This window comes from Brucella pseudogrignonensis, from assembly GCF_032190615.1.
Classification (GTDB): domain Bacteria; phylum Pseudomonadota; class Alphaproteobacteria; order Rhizobiales; family Rhizobiaceae; genus Brucella; species Brucella pseudogrignonensis_B.
On sequence record NZ_JAVLAT010000002.1, the window covers coordinates 730900 to 752326 of the forward strand.

Sequence of the window (21427 nt, forward strand, 5' to 3'; positions counted from 1 at the left end):
TCGCTCCTGAATGTGAGCAGCATTTTCGTGAACGGGCACCCGCATTGCCGTTTCTGCCGTCACCGGAACAGGAACGTGAATTCAGAATGCTTTACCATGGCCTTGAGGCTGCGAGCGGCAGGTGCATTCCAACCGTGGATGCAAATTAAGCAGTCACAATGCAGATTTCAAGTGTCTTAGAATATGCGGGTTAAGTGCTTGCGAATGAACGCTGTTCGGTGCACAAATTGCGTATGAAAACAATTGCTCGTCCGCGCCGTTCCGTTTTGTTTGTACCAGCTTCCAATAGCCGTGCGGTTGAAAAATCGCTGACGCTTGGAGCCGATTGCGTCATTTATGATTTGGAAGACTCTGTTGCGCCGGAAGCAAAACTTGCAGCGCGCGATGCATTGATTTCTTATTTTTCTGAGCATCCAAACGTCGGCTTTGAGCGCGTTGTGCGCGTGAACGCCGCCGATACGCAATGGAATAAGGCTGATCTTAATGCCGCGGCAGAGATTGGCGCGGACGCGGTTTTGTTGCCGAAGGTTGAGCGTCCGCAGGACGTGATTGATGCGGCGAGCCTGCTTGATCGTCAGGATGCGGATCCTCAAATGTGCGTCTGGGCGATGATCGAAACCCCTCGCGGAATTCTCAATGCGGATGAGATTGCCGTACTGGGCCATCGCTCTGCCGCACGGCTTAGCTGTTTTGTCGTCGGGCCGAATGATATTGCGCTGGCAACCGGTGTGCGTCCGCAATCTGGGCGGCCTTATCTCGTCCCATGGCTGATGCAGATATTACTGGCCGCGCGTGCTGGTGGCATCGATGTGTTGGACGGCGTCTATAACGATTTTCGCGACACTGCAGGCTTTGAAGCGGAATGCATGCAGGGCGCTCTGATGGGCTTTGATGGCAAAACCCTCATTCATCCCTCGCAGATTGAGGTAGCCAATCGCGCCTTCTCCCCTTCAGACGAAGATGTGGCAAATGCCCGTGCGGTGGTCGCTGCATTTGCGCAGCCAGAAAATGCTGACAAAGGCGTCGTATCGCTGAACGGCCAGATGGTCGAACGCCTGCACCTGAAAATGGCCGAGCGCCTGCTGGCTAAATCAATCTCGTAAAAACTTAAAGGAAGAAAAACTATGAAGCTCTATCGTTTCATCACTGGCCCAGATGATTCCGCATTCTGTCACCGTGTCACTGCAGCTTTGAACAAGGGCTGGCAGCTGCATGGTTCGCCAACCTATGCGTTCAATGCAGCAACAGGCGTGTTGCATTGCGGTCAGCCGGTTATCAAGGAAGTTGAGGGTGTCGAATATACGCCTGATATCAAGCTCGGCGAATATTGAGAAGACAACAAAAAGGCCGGGTTCCCGGCCTTTACTTTTTCTGCGCATGTCTTTGTCCCAAAACCGGTTCCCACTTTTGGGAGACATGCTGTTAATTCAATCCACGCTTTTCAATCATTGCATCCGGCGTTGGCATCTTACCACGGAAGGCTTTGTAAAGCTCTTCCGGGTCGCGGCTGCCACCAGCTGCATAGATATATTGCTTCAGCTTTGCTGCCAGTTCCGGATTGAAAGCATCGCCTGTTTCTTCAAAGGCCGAGAATGCATCGGCATCCAGCACCTCAGACCACATGTAGGAATAGTAGCCCGCCGAATAGCCGTCGCCGGAGAATACATGGGTGAAGTGCGGCGTGCGGTGACGCATGATGATTGCGTCAGGCATTGAAAGTTTTTTCAGCGTTTCTGCTTCAAAAGCCAATGGGTCAGTGATTTTTTCCGTGCCTGTATGGAATGCCATATCGACAAGTGCGGACGAGGTGAACTCGACCGTGTTGAAGCCTGCATTAAATGAACGCGCAGCAAGCACCTTGTCGAGAAGCGCCTTTGGCATGGCCTCACCGGTGCGATAGTGAACGGCATATTTTTCAAGCACTTCAGGCACCGTTAGCCAATGCTCATAAAGCTGGGACGGCAGTTCAACGAAGTCTCGCGAAACAGCAGTGCCGGAAATGGCAGGCCACGCCACATCCGAAAGAAGCCCATGCAGCGCATGGCCAAACTCGTGGAACAACGTGCGGGCATCATCAAGCGAGAGCAGGGCAGGTTCGCCAGCCTTGGGCTTCGCGAAATTCATAACATTGTAGATGAACGGCTTTTGCCCTGCATCGAGTTTATGACTTGATTGCAGTGAACTCATCCACGCGCCTGAGCGCTTTGATGTGCGGGCAAAGTAGTCGCCAAGGAATAAGCCACGCTCGCTGCCATCTGCATTGAGAACTTGAAACACGCGCACATCAGGGTGCCATGTCGGGATGCCTTTTTTCTCTTCGAAGCGAATGCCGAAAAGACGGGTGGCTACATCGAAGCTCGCTTCGATGATTTTTTCGAGCTGCAGATATGGCTTCAGCTCTGCTTCATCGAACGCAAATCGCTCGGCACGAAGCTTCTCGGCATAAAAACGCCAGTCCCACGGCGCGACTTTGTGATTATGACCATCAGCTGCGATCAGCCGTTCGAGTTCTGCTTCTTCGTCGCTCGCTTTGGCGCGTGCCTTGTCCCAGACTGGCTCTAACAGATCCATCACGGCTTTTGGTGTCTTGGCCATGGTGTCGTCGAGTTTGTATGCGGCAAAGTTGGTGTAGCCGAGCAGATGCGCTTTGCGTTCGCGCAGTTCGACCGTTTCGCGCACGATCTCGCGATTGTCAGTCTCGCCACCGTTTTCGCCGCGCTTGCCCCAGGCATTGAACGCTTGTTCGCGCAGTTCGCGGTTTTTCGAGAATGTCAGGAACGGCTCAACGATCGAACGAGACAGCGTAATTGCCCACGCATCCGGCTGACCGCGTTCTGCAGCGGCACTTTGCATGGCATTTTTCAGAAAATCGGGCAGTCCTGCAAGGTCAGCTTCATCGGTGATCAATAGGAACCAGCTTGCTTCATCCTTGAGTACATTCTGGCCGAAGCGTGCACCCAGACCAGCGAGCTTTTCATTGATGCCAGCGAGCTCCTGTTTGCCTGCTTCATCGAGCTTTGCGCCGGAACGGACAAAGCCTTTCCATGTCTTTTCCAATACCCGCTTTGTCTCAATGTCGAGATCAAGGTGACTGCGATTTTCATAAAGCGCATCAATGCGGGCAAACAGCTTTGGGTCCATCATGATGCGCGAATAATGACGCGACATCTTGGGCGCGATTTCCCGCTCCAGCGCCTGAATGGTCTCGTTGGTGTGAGCACCAGCGCGAAGCCAGAAAATGGACGAAACGCGATCAAGCGATTGGCCGGTAAGCTGTAAAGCTTTTAGCGTATTTTCAATTGTTGGTTCAGCATCATCATTGATGATCGCTTCAACTTCCGCGAGATCTTCGGCCAAAGCTACGTCGAAAGTGGCGGCGAAATCATCGTCCTTAAATGCTGTGAAGTCCGGCAAACCAAGCGGTCCATTCCATTGGGTCAATGCGTGATTGTAGGGCTGCTTTTCGGACATCAGAGACTCCAGATAAAATGAATTCGATATGTATCAGACTTAGGATTTTGCAACGGGCGAGACAAGGGTGCCACGGGATTATGAAAAAGCCTTCATGATTGAGAGGCGGGGGTTGACTTTCGAGGCAGCCGGGCGCAAATCAGCCACGCAGCCCCAACTCTTTGGCTGCATTTCAACCGGAGTCTTATTCTCTTATGCCAAGCGACAGTCACAGTCGATTGTTTCAGCCGTCAAGGCAGTTCGTGATCTGATCGTTTGCGGTCAGCTTGCACGGTCTGTCTTCGACGGCGGATCGACAGAAAGGCAAGCCTATGACCGACAACAACTTCTCCTCCGAAGTATTCAATGTTGCCGACCTACCTGCTGCAGCAATCGCCAGCCGCATCGCCGATATTCGCACCGGCGACGCAGTTGAGATCGTCAACGAACTCGACGCAGATGATGCAGTCGCAGTTATCGCACAACTCTCGCAAGAAGACGCCATTCGTCTGCTTGATCAGCCGGAGCTTGAACGCGCAACTGAAATCCTGACGATTCTTCCGCCCAATATTTCCAGTGAATTGCTGGACGGGATGTCCGCTGACCGTGCGACGGACGTCTTCCAGTCGATGGAAGATGCGGATCGGGCACGCTTATTTCCCATTCTTGCGCCAGAAACAAAGGCCGCGCTGAAAAAGCTTATGGGCTATCCCACAAATACTGCGGGTAGCCTCATGACAATCGAGTTCATCACTGTCCCGTCAAACTGGAATGTCGGGCAAACGCTTGAGCACATCCGAAAGGTGGAGCGCACACGCGAGACTGTTTACGCAATCTATGTGGTCGATCCGCAGACACGTGTTCTGCTGGGTGTGGTTAGTTTGCGCCGGCTGATTATCCGCGAGCTGGATGAGCCGATCCTTTCGCTCGCACGCGACGATGATCCTATTACCATTTCACCAAACGCAGATCGTGAAGACGTTGCGCGCCTTTTCCGCAAGCACGATCTTCTGGCGGTTCCCGTCGTTGATGACAGCCGTCACATCATCGGCATTGTGACTGTCGATGATGTGTTGGATGCCATGACCGAGGATGCGAGCGAAGACGCCTATCGTTTCGGTGGTATGGAAGCACTCGACAAGCCATACATGCGCATTGGTTTCGGTGAAATGCTCAAAAAGCGCGGTGGCTGGCTGGGTATTCTGTTTCTCGGCGAAATGCTCACAGCCAGTGCGATGCAGCATTTTGAGCTGGAGCTGGAAAAGGCACTGGTTCTGACCTTGTTCATTCCGCTCATCATGTCTTCGGGTGGTAATTCGGGTTCGCAGGCCACATCGCTCATCATTCGTGCACTGGCATTGCAGGAGCTGACACTTAAAGACTGGTGGCGGGTGGCAATTCGCGAAATACCGACAGGACTGGCTCTGGGCTCGTTCCTTGGCTTCATCGGCATTGTTCGCATCGCTATTTGGCAGAATCTCGGCATCTATGATTATGGTGAGCATTGGATGCTGGTTGCAGCCACGGTGGGTATGGCACTTGTCTGTATCGTAACTTTTGGTTCGGTAACGGGGTCAATGCTGCCGTTTATCCTTCGCAGACTGGGCTTCGATCCAGCGAGTGCATCGGCACCTTTTGTTGCAACGCTCGTCGATGTGACAGGTCTTGTCATTTATTTCAGTGTGGCACTGGTCATTCTTTCAGGCACTTTGCTGTAGGTTGCACGGCAAAACTGTCACAATCGGCCTGTAAACAAACACCTAAATCCGGGCTTTCCGGGTTAATTTAGGGGCAGTTTCGCGCTGCCCCTTTCTAAAACATAAAAAAACCTGTAAGAGCGGCCCATTGATTTTCCGTGCATCCATCTTGGCGCGGCTCCCAACTCATACAGAAGTGATCTCTATATGGAATTGCGTAATATCGCTATTATCGCACACGTTGACCATGGCAAAACCACGCTGGTTGACGAACTGCTGAAGCAGTCCGGTTCTTTCCGCGACAATCAGCGCGTCGCAGAACGCATGATGGATTCGAACGACATCGAAAAGGAACGTGGGATTACCATTCTCGCGAAAGCCACTTCGGTTGTTTGGAAGAACACACGCATCAACATCGTTGATACGCCAGGTCACGCCGATTTTGGCGGTGAAGTTGAGCGTATTCTTTCGATGGTGGACGGCGCTATCGTGCTCGTTGATGCTGCTGAAGGCCCAATGCCACAGACGAAGTTCGTTGTTGGTAAGGCACTCAAGGTTGGCCTTCGTCCGATCGTTGCGATCAATAAGATTGACCGTCCAGATGGTCGCCATGAAGAAGTCATCAATGAAGTTTTCGACCTCTTCGCCAATCTTGATGCGACCGACGAACAGCTCGACTTTCCAGTTCTTTACGGTTCAGGCCGTAACGGCTGGATGGCACTGAACCCGGAAGGCCCTCAGGACGAAGGTCTGGCACCACTGTTCGATCTGGTTCTCAAGCACGTTCCAGCGCCAAAGGTTGCTGAAGGTCCGTTCCGCATGATCGGTACGATTCTTGAAGCTGATCCGTTCCTTGGACGTATCATCACAGGTCGTATTCACTCCGGTTCCATCAAGGCTAACCAGGCTGTCAAGGTTCTCGGTCAGGATGGTTCGCTGCTCGAAAATGGCCGTATCTCGAAGATTCTCGCGTTCCGCGGCATTGAGCGTCAGCCAATTGAGGAAGCACAGGCAGGCGACATCGTTGCTATTGCCGGTCTTTCCAAGGGCACCGTTGCTGACACATTCTGCGATCCTTCAGTTAGCATTCCGTTGGAAGCACAGCCAATCGATCCGCCAACTGTGACCATGTCCTTTATCGTCAATGACAGCCCTTATGCTGGTACTGAAGGCGATAAGGTGACGAGCCGCGTTATTCGTGACCGTCTGTTCAAGGAAGCAGAAGGCAACGTTGCGCTTAAGATCGAAGAATCAAACGAAAAAGATTCGTTCTTCGTTTCGGGTCGTGGCGAATTGCAACTTGCAGTTCTGATCGAAAACATGCGCCGTGAAGGCTTCGAGCTTGGCGTTTCGCGTCCACGCGTCGTCATGAAAGACGGTGAAAACGGCGAAAAGCTTGAGCCTATCGAAGAAGTGGTCATCGACGTCGATGAAGAATATTCGGGTACTGTTGTTCAGAAAATGTCTGAACGTAAGGCCGAAATGGTCGAACTGCGTCCTTCGGGCGGCAACCGCGTTCGTATGGTGTTTTATGCACCGACCCGCGGTCTGATCGGCTATCAGTCGGAACTTCTGACCGATACACGCGGCACGGCGATCATGAACCGTCTGTTCCATGATTATCAGCCATTTAAGGGTGAAATTTCGGGTCGTAACAATGGCGTTCTGATTTCCAACGATCAGGGTGAAGCGGTTGCTTATGCGCTGTTCAATCTCGAAGATCGTGGTCCGATGATCATCGATGCTGGCGTCAAGGTCTATCAGGGCATGCTGATCGGTATTCACTCGCGCGATAACGATCTGGAAGTCAACGTATTGAAGGGCAAGAAGCTCACCAACATCCGTGCCGCCGGTAAGGATGAAGCCGTGAAGCTGACGCCTCCGATCCGTATGACGCTGGAACGCGCTCTGTCGTGGATTCAGGACGACGAACTGGTCGAAGTGACGCCAAAGTCGATCCGTCTGCGCAAGCTTTACCTCGATCCAAATGAGCGCAAGCGCTTTGAAAAGAGCAAGTCGAGCGCAGCTTGATTTCTCTGACGATATAAAAACGGCGCCGTAAGGCGCCGTTTTTTATTATGTTTTATTTTATCGCTCGCCGCGGCGATAAGGCTGCATCAGTGCCTGTGGTACGCGTGCACGGCGCGCCATGACGACAAGAGCTACAATTGACATGATGTAAGGGATCATCAGGAAAAGTTGATAAGGCACCAGCTTCCCATAGACCGTCTGCAAGCGCAGCTGGAAAGCATCAAAGAGCGCAAAGAGCAGGGCGCCCAAAAGTGCGCGTGCAGGTTTCCATGAGGCGAATACGACAAGTGCGATGCAGACCCAGCCGCGTCCCTGCATCATGGTCGGGAAGAACGAGTTGAACGCAGAGAGCGTGAGAAACGAACCGCCGACAGCCATCAGCGCACTGCCGAACATGATCGTGAAAATACGCACACGGATAGGATTGATGCCTTGCGCTTCCGCGGCATGCGGGTTTTCGCCGGTCATGCGGATGGCGAGGCCAAGCGGTGTGCGGAAAAGAACATAACCCAGCAGAAGTGCCAGCGGAATGGCAAGCCATGTCAATGCCGTCTGAGTGCCAAGTACCTGCCCGATAAATGGAATATCGGTGAGCCACGATGGATTAACTGGCTGGAACGGCGTAATCGATGGTGGCGTTGAGGATAGTGGCACCAGAAGGCGAAACAGGAAGTAGCTGAGGCTCGAGGCAATGAGCGTTATGCCAAGGCCGACAACATGTTGCGAGAGCCCCAGCGGCACGGTCAGTGCTGCATGCAACAAGCCAAACACGGCACCCGATGCTGCCGCTGCCAGCACGCCCACCCAGAGGTCAGCGCCGTTAAAGACAGTCAACCAGCCGATCATTGCGCCAAAGGTCATGATACCTTCGATGCCGAGATTGAGTACGCCCGCACGTTCGCAATAAAGCGCGCCGAGCGTGCCGAAAATCAGCGGAGTTGCGATGCGCAGGACCGAGACCCAGAGGCCAGCGGAAAGCAGAATATCCATCAGCTCGTTCATCGGGCGATCCTGTATTGGGTGAAGAAGAGTGCAACCAACATGGTGAGCAGTGAGAGCGCCACAGTCACATCGGCGATGAAGCTTGGAATGCCAATAGCGCGGCTCATGCCGTCTGCACCCACGAACATGGCGGCTGCAAAGAGCGCCGAGAAAATAGCGCCGATGGGGTTCAGATTGGCGAGCATGGCAACGATGATGCCGGAATAACCAAAGCCCGGCGAAAGGTCGGTCGTGACATAGCCTTTCACGCCCATGACTTGTATGGCACCGGCAAGACCAGCCAGACCACCGGAAATGCACGCAACTTTCACCAGTGTTTTGCCAAGCGGAACACCTGCGAAACGTGCGGCTTTCGGATTAAGCCCCGCAGCCTTGGTTTCAAGGCCAAACACTGTACGCTTTTGCACGTAGGCAATGATGAGGGCGAGGACGATGGCAATCACGATGCCAATATGGAGCCGCATGCCCGACATGATTTTTGGCAGCACAGCTGCATCCGGTATTGGCTCTGACTGCGGCCAGCCAAAAGCCAGCGGGTCTTTCATCGGGCCTTCTATCATCATCGAAACGAAGAGAACCGCGACGAAATTGAGCAGCAATGTGGTCACGACTTCATCAACACCAAAGCGCAAACGCAGGCCAAGCGGGATCAAAAGGAAGATCATCCCGGCAATAGCGCCGACGATCAGCAGAAGTGGAATAAGCAGGGCTGCGGGGAGGGCTAATTGCGTACCGAAGGCGACAACTGCAAGCGCGCCCATATAGAATTGACCTTCTGCGCCAATGTTCCAGAGCTTGGAGCGAAACGCGACAGCTGCCGCAAGACCAGTCAGCATTAAAGGGGCTGCGCGTGTCAGCGTTTCGGTGATTGAAAGCCTGGTTCCAAAAGCACCAATTGCAATCTGTTTGAAAGATTCAAACACTGGCGCACCGGCGGCGGCGATCAGCAGTCCAGCAAGAACAAAGGCAGCAACCACTGCAATAATTGGAGCCGTTGCTACCAAAACCATGGGGCGAGTTTCGCGTCGTTCAATACGCATCAGTTCAGCCCCTTTGTGGTCTGTGTCTGCCATTCACCGGCCATCATCAGGCCCAGTCTTTGCGCATTGGCTTCATCGGCATCAATTGGCGGTGACAGCTTACCCTTGACGATGGCCTGAACGCGATCAGCTAGACCGATAATCTCATCAAGATCTTCCGAGATGAGCAGCACTGCTGCTCCTTTGGAGCGCGCTTCCAAAATGCGGGCGTGAATGGCAGCAACCGCACCTTCGTCGAGGCCGCGTGTTGGCTGCGCTGCAATCAGAATGCGGGGCGCCGTTTCAAGATTGCGGCCAAGAATTAGCTTTTGCATATTGCCGCCCGAGAGCAGGCGAATGCGGCTGTCGGGCGTTCCACCGCGGACATCGAAATCTTTAATAATGCGATCCGTAAATTCACGCGCTGCCGTTCGATTGACCAGAATACCATTGGAAAACTGCGGATCACGCACGCGTTCGAGCACGGCATTTTCCCAAAGCGTTAGATCGCCAATTGCACCTTCCGCATTGCGATCTTCCGGGATGCGGCCAACACCCATGGCCACAAACTCACGCGGATCAAATTTCGTCACCGCTTGTCCGAATAGGGCGAGTGAACCATTGGCAGGCTGGCTAAGCCCCGAAACAAGACGACCCAGCGCTGCCTGACCATTGCCTGAAACACCGATGATGCCCAGTGTCTCGCCTGCACGCAGATGAAAATCGAGATCTGTCAGGCGTGTTGTGCCTTCCTCTATCACGGTCACGTTCTTTGCCTCAAGCAAAGTCTCACCGGGCGTCGCAGCTGCACGTGAAGGGCGAGAAACACGGCGACCGACCATGAGCTCGGCGAGCTCTTCCTTCGATGTTTCGGACGCTTTACGCTCAGCGACAAGCTTGCCGCCGCGCAAGACCACAACGCGGTCAGCTGCCGACATGACTTCGTGTAGTTTGTGTGAAATGAAAATGAGCGACAGGCCCTGACGCGCCATCTCTTTTAATGTCGCGAACAGGCTTTCGGCTTCCTGGGTGGTCAGAACGGCAGTCGGCTCATCGAGGATGAGGATGTCCGCGTCATTATACAGCGCTTTAAGAATTTCCACGCGCTGTTGCTCGCCGACCGAAAGATCACCAAGCCGTGCATCGGGATCGACCTGCAGGCCAAAGCGCTTGGCAATTTCGGCGATCTTGGCATGAGCAGCACCATGGGCTGACTTCAGCTTCCACAGGCTTTGTGTCCCGGTGATGATGTTTTCCAGAACCGTAAGATTGGGAGCCAGCGTAAAATGCTGATGCACCATGCCAACGCCTGCATCGATTGCGGCGCGTGGCTTGCCCTGCGGGATTTCAGTGCCCTTGACGAAAACGCGCCCAACATCGGGCACATAATGGCCGAAGAGGATATTCATCAGCGTGGTTTTGCCCGCGCCGTTTTCGCCCAAAAAGGCGAGGATTTCGCCGCGCTCAAGCTTCAACGAAATATCGTCATTGGCGGTCAGTGTGCCAAAGCGTTTTGTGATGTTTTGCAGTTCAAGAACTGTGGTGGTCATGCGTTCAACCCCGCAACGCCAAATTTGTGCTGCCAGCGATGGTCCTCTTCCATCAGCTCGCCAAGCTCTAAAAGCAGATTGTCCCCTCCCATCGGAGCAATCAACTGAATTGCAAGTGGCATGCCATTCGTGTCCTCGCCAAAAGGCATCGAAAGTGCCGGAAAGCCGGAAATATTGGCCAATGCCGCATAAGGCGCAAAGGCATTCATCTTATGCCAGTGGGCGTCCACATCGTCATGATCCATCGGGTATGATCCGACTGGCTGCGGCCCGCACGCGAGCATCGGCGTAATCAGCACATCAAGATCGTGGAAAATCTGCCAGAGCTGATAGGCAGTCATCACACCACCATTCATAGCGTCGTAGAGTTCGACGGCGCTCATCTTGCGCCCGCGTGATGCCACGGCCTGTGTCAGTCTTTCGAGCTTTGCTTCATCAATGGAAAATGCATCAACTGCCGAGGCCAGATTTGCCGATATGATCCGATCAAACGCAGTGGCACTCGCATCAACGAGAGGTGCAAGCGTTCCCGCGTCGATTGTATGGATTGTGTGGCCCCGCGTTTGTAGAAAGCGGGCTGCATCGTCAATCACTTGTTGGCGCTCGTCCGTCACTGGATATCTTGGCAAATCTCCTGCAACTACACCGATACGCAGTTTTGACGGCTTGATATCTGATCGAAATGAGACGTCAGGCAGAAAGCTCTCAGTGTTGCCTGCAACGAGCGGGAACAGAGTTTTTGCATCGCGGATTGAGCGGCAAAGCGCAAATTCGCTTGCAATACCCGCGAGGTAGTTACCGAAATGCGGACCAGCGGGCATAGTACCACGGCTTGGCTTTAGGCCGATCAGCCCGCAAGTTGCAGCCGGAACGCGGATCGAGCCGCCTGCATCAGTTGCGTGCGCTATCGATACAATGCCTGCTGCAATGGCTGCAGCGGCACCACCGGATGAGCCTGCAGGTGAAAGCTTTTCATCGAAGGGGTGGCGGGCGGGGGGCCCGTTTATTGGCTCACTTGCAAGCGCCATCCCGAATTCAGGAACAGTTGTCGTGCCGAAAAAGTTAAGCCCAGCTTTGCGTAAACGTGCAGCGAGTTCTGAATCAAGGTGTCGCGGTGCATCTGCGCAAGCGCGCGATCCAAGCCGGATCGGCAGTCCAGCGCATGGGCCGCCGAGATCTTTGAAAAGCGACGGCACTCCGGCGAAAGGAGCTTTATGATCAAAAGCTTCCGCATTCTTACGCCCCAGTTCTGCGTCGAGATATGCAATGGCGCCCAGAGGGCGCCATTTTTCTGCTGCTTCAATTGCGGCATCCATAGCCTCTCTTGCGGTCAAAACGCCTTTCGCAAACGCATGTGCGAGTGCTGTTGCATCCTGTTGCTTCATATCGAGTGCCACGTCTGCTGCCCTGAAATTTCTTACTTAGGCTCTGCCGGGTTTGGCTCGACCTTGAATGTACCAGCCTTAATCTCAGCGCGGCGCGCTTCCATCTTTGCTTCGACGTCTGCCGGTGCTGAGCCCTTGACGTAAACGATGTCGTTACCGCCTTCCTTCATCAGGCTGAAAGGGGTGTAATCCTTGCCAGTCGGATTGCCAGCCTTGACGTCAGCAATGGCTGCATTGAGGATCGGACGGAAGTTCCATATTGCATTGGCGAAAACGGTGTCAGGGTAGCGCGGCGTGTAATCGATCAGCGAACCGATTGCCTTTACACCGCGTTCCTTGGCAGCATCTGCTGTGCCGATGCGCTCACCAAACAGAATGTCGGCACCAGCGTCGATCTGCGCGAGACCAGCTTCGCGTGCCTTTGGCGGATCGAAGAACGTACCGATAAAGGACGCATTGAACTTCGCATCAGGGCGGGTTTCTTTCACGCCTTCCTGAAACGCATTAATCAGCATGTTGACTTCTGGGATTGGAATAGCACCGACTGAGCCGAATGTGCCGGTCTTGCTCATGCCGCCTGCGAGCATACCTGCCAGATAAGCCGCCTCAAAATTCCAGGTGCCGAACACGCCGAAATTGTCGCCCTGTTCCTTGCCGGAGGATCCCATGATAAAGGTCGTCTGCGGATAATCGGCTGCGACCTGACGCGCTTCGCGTTCAACCGCGTAGGATTCACCAACGATCAGCTTGATACCTTGTTCGGCATATTCGCGCATGGCGCGTGGGTAGTCGCTGGCCGAAACGCCTTCCGAGAAGACATATTCAATGACGCCTTCGTCATTGGCTTGCTTGAGCGCTTCATGAAGGCGCGAGTTCCATGCATTTTCGACAGGCGATGCATGGATACCTGCAACTTTCAGCTTTTCTTCTGCTGCAAACGCGCCGCTGGACAGGGCAGTTACGCCGAGTGCTGCCGACATGACGAGAACGCTGCGGCGTGTGAATTTGGATGTTGTGGTCATAGGAACCCCTCTTGGGTGACTTCTAGAGAATTTCCAGATGAGATTGTATCATTAGAAATTCTCTATCTATTTGTTTTTACGCGCGTCTTGTTCCGAAAACCGTTTCACACTTTTCGGGACGCGCGTTAGACGTGCAATTATGCGCGACTTTTTGCTCTGCCTCTTTTGTTGAGGCTTATGAGCAATGTCACGTATTTCAGACGAATCTGCCGTTAATTCAAGCGCTTTTATCAGACGATTGAAAAACAGGCATTAGTTTTCCGTCGCATTTCTGTGGGTATTATCCGCGTGGCGCGTAATCCGCGCCATCAACGGTTGAAGGCCGCCCTGCGAGGTTCAAATTGCTGATGCGCTGCGGCGTTTCAGCAATAATTTTACCACGCTTGACGACTGTCAAACGGTTGGCCTTGAGACGCAACGCTTCCAGCGGATCGCGTGCCTGAAGCACCACAAAATCTGCATTACAGCCTTTTTCAAGGCCGTAACCTTCGAGACCAAGTGCCTTAGCGGAATTAACAGTGAGTGAGTTGAAGACCTGCTTCTTGCCTTCAAGTGATGTCATTTGTGCCACATGCACAGCCATATGGCCGACTTCCAACATGTCGCCTGAACCCATCGAGTACCATGGGTCCATCACGCAATCGTGGCCGAAGGCAACGTTAACGCCAGCAGCCATCAGTTCCGGCACACGGGTCATGCCACGGCGCTTCGGATAGGTATCGGCGCGGCCCTGCAGGGTGATGTTGATGAGCGGGTTTGGAATGGCGTTCATCTGCGCTTCCGCAATCAGCGGGATCAGCTTGGACACATAATAATTGTCCATGGAGTGCATGGATGTGAGATGCGAGCCAGACACGCGGCCTTGCAGACCAAAACGCATTGTTTGTGCTGCCAGCGTCTCAACATGGCGTGACATTGGATCGTCGGTCTCGTCGCAGTGGATATCGACCGGCAGTCCACGCTCCGCAGCAATGCGGCAGAGTGCTTCCAGCGAGGCAGCACCGTCTGACATGGTGCGCTCAAAATGCGGAATACCACCGACCACATCGAGGCCCATATCGAGCGAACGATTGACAAGTTCGACAGCGCCAGGCGAACGATAATAGCCGTCCTGCGGGAAAGCCACGAGCTGAAGGTCGATATAAGGCTTAACCTTTTCGCGCACTTCGATCATCGCCTCAGCAGTGAACAGGCGTGGGTCACTCACATCGACATGGCTGCGAATGGCAAGGAGGCCCTGACTGACGGCGAGATCACAATAGCGTAGAGCGCGCTCAACCATGGCTTCAACGCTTAGCATGGGCTTCAGTTCGCCCCAGAGCGCAATGCCTTCCAGCAGCGTGCCAGAGCGGTTGAGGCGGGGCAGGCCGAGCGACAGTGTCGCGTCCATATGGAAATGCGGATCAACGAAAGGCGGTGTGACCAGACGATTGGAGGCGTCTATTTCTTTCGCTGCCTGATGTTCGCCTTTCGATGGCCCAATATCGGCAATTTTGCCGTCTTTGACCAGAATGTCCTGCTTTTCACGTCCGTCGGGAAGATTGGCGTTTCTCACAATCAAATCGAACATCGGCGGACCTTTCATATTTTGGCAGGGTGAGCGGCGGGCGGGACGCTGGCTCATTTTTCATTGCCTTATACCCAAGTTTGCGCGTGTGCAATGCTAACGCATCCTAAAGGGGTCGTCATCCGCAACGTAAAATGCTAGGCCCGCCAAATACCGTTTGCAGGATAGTCATGTTCACCATCAGTCGCATTGAAACCATCACACAAGAGATAAAGAAAAGTCGGTTTCTGGCTATTGCCGCTCCTGTCGCCAATGAACAGGCTGCAAAGGACTTTCTCGTTGAATATTCAGATATTGCTGCGACCCATAATTGCTGGGCATGGCGGATGGGGCAGAACTATCGCTTCAGCGATGACGGTGAGCCGAGCGGCACGGCAGGCAAGCCAATTTTGCAGGCGATAGACGGCCAACAGCTCGATAACATTGTTGTGGTTGTTACGCGCTGGTTCGGGGGTATTCTGCTAGGCAGTGGCGGATTGATGCGTGCCTATGGTGGCACGGCAGCTATGTGTTTGCGACAAGCTGAAAAGACAGAGGTGATCCCCGTCATTGGCTTTGCGCTCGCCTGTGATTTTTCAGATCATGCACTTCTGAAAGCGCGGCTTACGGCCGTCGAGCATGTGACGATTGCGCATGAGAATTTCACAGCAACGGGCGTTGAAATTACTGGCGCGATGCCGCTCGCTGTTCAAAGTGAGCTGGCACAGCTTGTTACTGATCTTACGCGTGGAAAAACGATCATCGAGTTTGATGAGTAATCACGAAAGCTGCGATTTGCGCAATGCTTCCGCTGAATAATGTTTGCGCTTATCCGCATACATTAGAAGATCAGCGCGCTTGGCAACCGTTTCCAATTTTTCGCCCGGCATGCTCGTGGCCGCGCCCATCGAAAGTTCAATCTTGAGGTGGGAGTAATACTGATTGTTGATGTCGATCAGCCGACGAATATCTTCCATAACCGCATCCGTGCCGCGCTCGTCCACATAGGGCAGCACGACTGCAAACTCATCGCCGCCGATGCGCGCTGCGTGACCGGGTAGTTTAACTGCTTCGTTCAGCACTTCGCCTACCCGGCGCAGCAAGCCGTCGCCGCTGGCATGACCAAGCTGATCATTGGCAGTTTTGAGGCCGTTGAGATCGATAATGATGATCGATACCGGTTCATGATTTTTACGCTCAAGGCGATTGAGCTCATCAACATAGAAGGCACGGTTGTGCAACTTGGTCAGAACATCGTGTTTGCCGAGATATTCGAGATAGGCTTCCGCTTTTTTGCGAGCTGTAATGTCCGCAAGGGCAACCTGCACCAGTGACCAATCGGCTTCATGGCCCGGAAGTACTGAGAACTGCAACAATAGATGTCGCTCCGTGCCATCAAGTGCATAGTTGATGACTTCACGACGTTGAAAATAGACGCCATTCCAGAGATCGATCAGTTGTTCACGAAAATTCGTCTCCATATCGCCTTTAAAGACCTGTGGCAGATTTTTAAGAAGTGTCTCTTTGTCGGGTGCCGCGAATAAATCGAGCGTTTCGCGATTGATGTCGAGAACACGAATTTCGCTCATGCACTGGCGTACAAATTCTGGATGCACATCGGTAAAGACGCGGAAATCCTCAATCCCACGCTCGCGGATGTCATCCATCAACTGCTTGATGCGGCTGAAATCTTCAACCCAAAGCGAAACAGGTGAATGTTCAAACAGGCCTTCGGCATGCTGTTTGTGTTTGCTTTGCTCGCGCCGCGCTTCTTCCCGTGCCGTCACATCTTCAATGGATAAAAGAACACGATCCCACGTTTCTTCATGGCCGGGGAGAATTACGCCTTTAAGCTGAATATCAAGGCGCTTACCATTGAGCGAATAATTGATGGTATCGCTCATAAACGCGTTGTCGCCATTCCAGAGCTGAACCATTTCTTCGATATGTGGGTCGAGCATGTCGTCACGGAAAACGCGCTCCAGATTTTCAATCAGATGATTGATGTTCTCCGCTTCATAAAGCGACAGCGTTTTACGATTAACCTTGAGAACACGGATGTGGCTTGTGCAGATGCGCAAGCGGTTGGTATCCTCTTTCAGAAATGCTCTCAGGTCTGTAATGCCGATTTTGCGCCACTGCTCGAACTGCTTTCGCAATCCGCTGTAATCTTCGAGCCAAAGAGAAATTGGTGCTAGTTCGAAGACATTGGCACCATCAGTCAATGCGAATTCCATATTCATGATCAGGCTCTTCGACAAAAGCGAAACGGTAGTCAGTGTGTATCAGATGCCACACCGAAAATGCCTTATATGATGGAGAATAATAATTAACCAGTGTTTATATAGCCGAAGGTTTATTAACCAAAACTATAATGGGGTAGGGAATAATCAGATTGGTAGAGACATCTGACCCGATAACAATTATCGATTGTATGGGGAATTTTTATAATTCATTTGTTTTCTCGTCCTATGAACTGCCAATGAAAGCGGACGAGATGTGCCTTGCTGGCATGCACTACGGGGATCACTTAATATGGATGAACGGCTCAAAAGCCATGAAGTGCCTTTGGCCGTTGATCTGGACGGAACGCTGATCGCGACTGACCTGCTGTGGGAAAGCATCTTCGTTCTACTCAAACGAAATCCGCTATATTTGCTTTTGCTGCCTGTCTGGTTGTTTTCCGGCAAAGCCAATTTGAAACAGCAGATCGCCAGTCGTATTTCGTTTGATGTTACTTTGCTGCCATATCGGCAGGATTTTCTCGAGTATCTTCAGCATCAACATGCAAGCGGGCGCAGATTGGTGCTCGCAACAGCAGCAGCGGAACCCTTGGCGGAGGCTGTCGCGGAAGAGCTGGGAATTTTTGAAGCGGTTTTTGCGACTTCAGGTACGACCAATTTGTCTTCGCATCGTAAAGCGAAGGCGCTGACCGATCAGTATGGAGCAAAGGGCTTTGATTACGCTGGTAATGACCGTGCTGATCTTGCAGTTTTTGCAGCAGCGCGTGAAGCAGTCGTCGTTGCACCCGATCGTCTGGCCTCGCGGTTTCAAAAAGTCAATGATAGCCAACTGTTTGAAAAACCGGTGACTGGCATAAAGCCATATCTCAAGATGCTGCGCGTGCATCAATGGCTTAAAAATCTGTTGGTTTTTGTGCCTGCTATTCTGGCACATACTATCTTTCTTGCAGAGGACTTCATTGCTTCCATTTTAGCTTTCATCGCTTTTTCGGCGGCAGCTTCGGCAATCTATATCATCAATGATATCATTGATTTACCGCTCGATAGACAACATGCCAGAAAGCGACTGCGTCCTTTTGCCAGTGGTGCGCTCAGCATCCCTTTTGGCTTGAAAGTTTCATTTCTGCTGCTTTTGATTGCGACAGTGACCTGTTTTTTCCTGCCATTGGCGTTCAGTCTGGTCATCGGCACTTACCTTGTCGCAACGACAGCCTATTCGCTTGTTTTGAAACGTGCTCTTCTTGTTGATGTTATTTGTCTTGCAGCACTTTATACGCTTCGGCTTTTGGGTGGCACTGCGGCGACAGAAATTCCGCAGTCATTCTGGCTGATGGCATTTGCGATGTTCTTCTTCCTGTCGCTGGCGCTGGTCAAACGTTATGTCGAGTTGCAGAATTCGACCGTGACAGAAAAAGACCGCATTGCCGGGCGTGGATATCGACCGGAGGACATTGATATTGTGGGGCAAAGTGGCGTGGCCTCCGGCTTTACAGCCGTCGTGGTTTTGGCACTTTATATCAACAGTGCCGCAGTCCAGCAGCTCTATACTTATCCATGGTTGATCTGGCCGCTTGTTCCAATTGTCCTCTACATCATTATCCGCGTGTGGATTCTGGCCCATCGCAAGGAAATGGACGACGATCCCGTCGTCTTTCTCGCCACTGACTGGCGTAGTCAGGTGGTCATCGCGATAGGCGCGGTTCTGCTGTTTATCGCCGGAAAGCCCTGATGAATAAGTCTTTCGACAGTTTTGGACGTATTGATCGCCACAAGCGCAACGCGATTGCGTTCGATGATGTGTTTTCCAAACTGGAAGGCCCGGAAACGCTGCTGGCTTTCGGCAATGGACGCTCTTATGGCGACAGCTGTCATAATGATACGGGTTTGCTTGTGCCGATGCGATCGCATAACCGCATTGTGAGTTTTGACCCTCACACGGGAATTCTTGAAGCGGAATCCGGCGCGCTGTTGAGCGAAATTATTCAGGCAGTTGTCAGATATGGCTATTTTCTGCCGGTGACGCCCGGGACGCGTTCCGTGACGCTTGGCGGTGCAATCGCCAATGATGTGCACGGCAAGAACCACCATTTGCGGGGAACATTCGGAAGCCATGTTGAGAGTCTGGAGCTGCTTCGTTCTGACGGAGTGCATTACCTTTGCTCAAGCGCTGAAAACGCTGAGCTCTTCGCGTCAACGATTGGTGGTATGGGCCTGACGGGGCTCATCCTCAATGCGCGCATCCGTCTGATGCCGGTTGGGTCGCTGGATGTCGAAGAACGCATCACGCCGTTTAAATGCCTGTCTGAGTATTTCGCAATTGCGGAAGAAGCCGACCGCGACAATGAATATGCGGTGGCTTGGGTGGACCAGTTGGCACGTGGTCACGCGGAGGGACGCGGTGTGCTGATAACGGGAAATCATGCTCTCAACGGCAATCGCACCGTCAAAAGCGCTGAAGCGCGGCTCGGTGTGCCCTTTGATCTGCCATTTTCGATGCTCAATAAGCTGAGCCTGACGGCTTTCAACACTCTCTATTTTCATGCAAAACGCCGCAAGCAGGAGCCGCATCTGACAGGCTTTGCGGGCTTCTTCTATCCGCTGGATGGTTTACGCAATTGGAACCGCTTTTACGGCCCGGCCGGGCTATATCAGCATCAGAGCCTGATACCTTTCGAGGCAGCTGAGAAGACCATCCCGGCAATGCTGACAGCAAGTCGCGATGCCGGACAGTCCTCTTTCCTGACAGTTCTCAAGCGCTTCGGCGATCTGCATTCTCCGGGGCTGCTGTCATTTCCAAAGCCCGGTTATACGCTGACGATGGATTTTCCCAATCGCGGGCGCAAGACGCGCGATCTGCTGGACCAGCTTGACAAAATGACCGTTGAGGCTGGCGGGCGCGTTAATCCTTACAAGGATCAACGTATGAGTGCTGAAACGTTTAAGGCGGGCTTTCCAGAGTGGCAGCAGCTTGAAGACATGCGCGATGCGCGGTTCTGCTCCGATTTCTGGCGGCGTACCGCATTAAAAAATTAAACCACGGGACAGACGATGAAATATATCCCATTCATTCTCTTTACTGTCATGACCAATGCGGCAGCACAGCTACTGCTCAAATATGGCATGATGACCTTCAGCAATGCCAGCTATACAGCGGATACGCTGATTTACCGGATCTTTCAGATTGTCTTTAATCCGTGGGTTTTCGCTGGTCTGACCATGTTCGTCATTTCAATGGCATCTCATATGTATGTGCTCTCAAAAGTCGATTTGTCTTTTGCCTATCCTTTTTTGAGCCTTGCCTATGTCGCCGTGGCAGTCTTTGCGTGGCTTTTGTTCAAGGAAGAACTGGGCGCCTATAAGATTGCGGGCATCGCCTTCATTTGCATTGGAACAGTGCTGATCGCGCAAAGCGGCAAGACGCCGGATGCCGAACAGAACGCGGCGGTTCAAGACCGTTCGGCATCATAAATTTAAGGTTGGGGCAGGATTATGAGACATATTATTTTCGGTGGCGACGGCTTTGTGGGGCGTTATCTGGCTCCCTTGCTTGTTGCTGACGGCCATGAAGTGATCGTCGCAGACATCGTGAAAAGCGATCTCGCGCATTATGCGCAGGCGACTTTCGTGCATACCGATGTGACCGACCCGGAAGCAATCCGCAAGCTTGGGCTTCGCGCCGACGATATGGTCTATAATCTCTCGGCCAAGATGCTTTCGCCGCTTCAAGTACGGGCCAAGCGTCACGATTTCTTCTTTCCAGTCAACTATTACGGTACGGAAAACATCATCAAGGCAATGGACGAGGCTGGTGCAAAGCGCCTCGTGCATTTCACCACCGATATGGTTTATGGCCACACGTATGTCTGGCCACAGAAGGAAGATCACCCCTGCAATCCGCTGGGCGAATATGGCCTGTCGAAGCTAAAGACCGAGGAACTGGCCGCTGAGTGGCGCAAGAAAGGGATGAATATTTCGCTGTTCCGTCCGCGCCTGATTATCGGACCCGGACGCCTTGGCATTCTGGAAAAGCTGTTCAAGCTGATCGATAACAACCTGCCGGTGCCGATGATCGGCTCTGGCAAAAATCCTTATCAGTTCATTTCCGTGTTCGACTGTGCCTCTGCTTGCTATGCCGCTTTCAAGGCAGGCGTGCCGAATGAGGTTTATAATCTCGGCTCGCTCAACCCGCCACCAGTGCGTAAGTTGCTCGGCGATCTGGTCAAGCACGCAGGCTCGAAGTCCATCCTGGTGCCGACACCAGCCTGGGCGGTCAAACGCACGCTGGATTTCCTCGACTGGCTCAACAAGCCTTTGATGGACCCGGAGCAATATTTGATTGCTGATGAAATGTGCGTTCTCGATGTGTCGAAAGGTGAACGGGAACTTGGCTGGGTGCCGCAATATCGCGATGAAGACATGCTGATCGCAGCCTATAGCGAATATCACAAAAAGCTTGCATCGAAGGCAGCGTGAGGACAGGCC

17 protein-coding genes are annotated in these 21427 nt (G+C 52.9%); 9 read left to right on the forward strand and 8 right to left on the reverse strand.

All coding sequences use genetic code 11. The features are described 5' to 3' along the window. Positions 1–233: 233 nt before the first annotated feature. Both RI570_RS14785 and RI570_RS14790 read left to right on the forward strand, forming a co-directional pair. Positions 234–1103 (forward strand): CoA ester lyase, encoded by an 870-nt coding sequence (locus RI570_RS14785; protein WP_313829320.1) that lies wholly within the window; start codon positions 234–236, stop codon positions 1101–1103. 21 nt (positions 1104–1124) lie between these two features. Next, complete coding sequence (locus RI570_RS14790) at positions 1125–1331, forward strand: DUF1737 domain-containing protein (protein ID WP_250043456.1); 207 nt, start codon at positions 1125–1127, stop codon at positions 1329–1331. Between the two features lie 91 nt (positions 1332–1422). Here the strand turns inward: RI570_RS14790 and RI570_RS14795 are convergent, their stop codons facing one another. Next, on the reverse strand, positions 1423–3471 hold the full coding sequence (locus tag RI570_RS14795) for a M3 family metallopeptidase (RefSeq protein WP_313829321.1): 2049 nt from the start codon (positions 3469–3471) through the stop codon (positions 1423–1425). 311 nt (positions 3472–3782) lie between these two features. Here RI570_RS14795 and mgtE point away from each other — a divergent pair, with 311 nt between their 5' ends. Together mgtE and typA are read left to right on the forward strand one after the other, a co-directional pair. Continuing rightward, positions 3783–5168, forward strand: a complete 1386-nt coding sequence (gene mgtE, locus RI570_RS14800; RefSeq protein ID WP_313829322.1) for a magnesium transporter — start codon at positions 3783–3785, stop codon at positions 5166–5168. A 186-nt stretch (positions 5169–5354) separates the two neighbouring features. Next, positions 5355–7178 (forward strand): translational GTPase TypA, encoded by a 1824-nt coding sequence (typA, locus tag RI570_RS14805; protein ID WP_313829324.1) that lies wholly within the window; start codon positions 5355–5357, stop codon positions 7176–7178. Positions 7179–7235: 57 nt separating this feature from the next. Here typA and RI570_RS14810 read toward each other — a convergent pair whose 3' ends face one another. The 6 genes from RI570_RS14810 to RI570_RS14835 all read right to left on the reverse strand — a co-directional run bounded on the left by RI570_RS14810 (position 7236) and on the right by RI570_RS14835 (position 14726). Beyond that, complete coding sequence (locus tag RI570_RS14810; protein WP_313829325.1) at positions 7236–8180, reverse strand: ABC transporter permease; 945 nt, start codon at positions 8178–8180, stop codon at positions 7236–7238. Next, positions 8177–9220, reverse strand: a complete 1044-nt coding sequence (locus tag RI570_RS14815) for an ABC transporter permease (RefSeq protein ID WP_313830058.1) — start codon at positions 9218–9220, stop codon at positions 8177–8179. Before RI570_RS14815 ends, RI570_RS14810 begins: the two co-directional genes overlap by 4 nt. Beyond that, entirely contained in the window at positions 9220–10749 is a 1530-nt protein-coding gene (locus RI570_RS14820) for an ABC transporter ATP-binding protein (protein WP_313829326.1), read from the reverse strand. The genes RI570_RS14815 and RI570_RS14820 overlap by 1 nt, the downstream gene beginning before the upstream one ends. Next, positions 10746–12134 carry an amidase gene (locus RI570_RS14825; RefSeq protein WP_313830059.1) on the reverse strand — a complete coding sequence of 463 codons (1389 nt, stop codon included), beginning with the start codon at positions 12132–12134 and terminating at the stop codon, positions 10746–10748. The genes RI570_RS14820 and RI570_RS14825 overlap by 4 nt, the downstream gene beginning before the upstream one ends. A 32-nt stretch (positions 12135–12166) precedes the next feature. Continuing rightward, the gene (locus RI570_RS14830) at positions 12167–13156 is read right to left on the reverse strand and encodes a BMP family protein (RefSeq protein WP_313829327.1); all 990 of its coding nucleotides are present in this window, start codon (positions 13154–13156) and stop codon (positions 12167–12169) included. A 280-nt stretch (positions 13157–13436) separates the two neighbouring features. Continuing rightward, entirely contained in the window at positions 13437–14726 is a 1290-nt protein-coding gene (locus RI570_RS14835) for an amidohydrolase family protein (RefSeq protein ID WP_313830060.1), read from the reverse strand. A gap of 167 nt (positions 14727–14893) precedes the next feature. On the opposite strand from RI570_RS14835, the gene RI570_RS14840 reads away from it, so the two are divergent. Next, entirely contained in the window at positions 14894–15481 is a 588-nt protein-coding gene (locus RI570_RS14840; RefSeq protein ID WP_313829328.1) for a YigZ family protein, read from the forward strand. Here RI570_RS14840 and RI570_RS14845 read toward each other — a convergent pair whose 3' ends face one another. Further along, a complete protein-coding gene (locus tag RI570_RS14845; protein WP_313829329.1) occupies positions 15482–16945 on the reverse strand; it encodes a GGDEF domain-containing protein in 1464 nt (487 codons plus the stop codon). 292 nt (positions 16946–17237) lie between these two features. On the opposite strand from RI570_RS14845, the gene RI570_RS14850 reads away from it, so the two are divergent. The 4 genes from RI570_RS14850 to RI570_RS14865 are packed head-to-tail and all read left to right on the forward strand — an operon-like array spanning position 17238 to position 21418. Further along, positions 17238–18674 (forward strand): UbiA family prenyltransferase, encoded by a 1437-nt coding sequence (locus RI570_RS14850; protein ID WP_313829330.1) that lies wholly within the window; start codon positions 17238–17240, stop codon positions 18672–18674. Continuing rightward, the gene (locus RI570_RS14855; protein ID WP_313829332.1) at positions 18674–19978 is read left to right on the forward strand and encodes an FAD-binding oxidoreductase; all 1305 of its coding nucleotides are present in this window, start codon (positions 18674–18676) and stop codon (positions 19976–19978) included. Before RI570_RS14850 ends, RI570_RS14855 begins: the two co-directional genes overlap by 1 nt. Positions 19979–19993: 15 nt before the next feature. Then, complete coding sequence (locus RI570_RS14860; protein WP_313829333.1) at positions 19994–20413, forward strand: EamA family transporter; 420 nt, start codon at positions 19994–19996, stop codon at positions 20411–20413. 21 nt (positions 20414–20434) lie between these two features. Next, entirely contained in the window at positions 20435–21418 is a 984-nt protein-coding gene (locus tag RI570_RS14865) for an NAD(P)-dependent oxidoreductase (RefSeq protein ID WP_313829334.1), read from the forward strand. Positions 21419–21427: the final 9 nt, after the last annotated feature.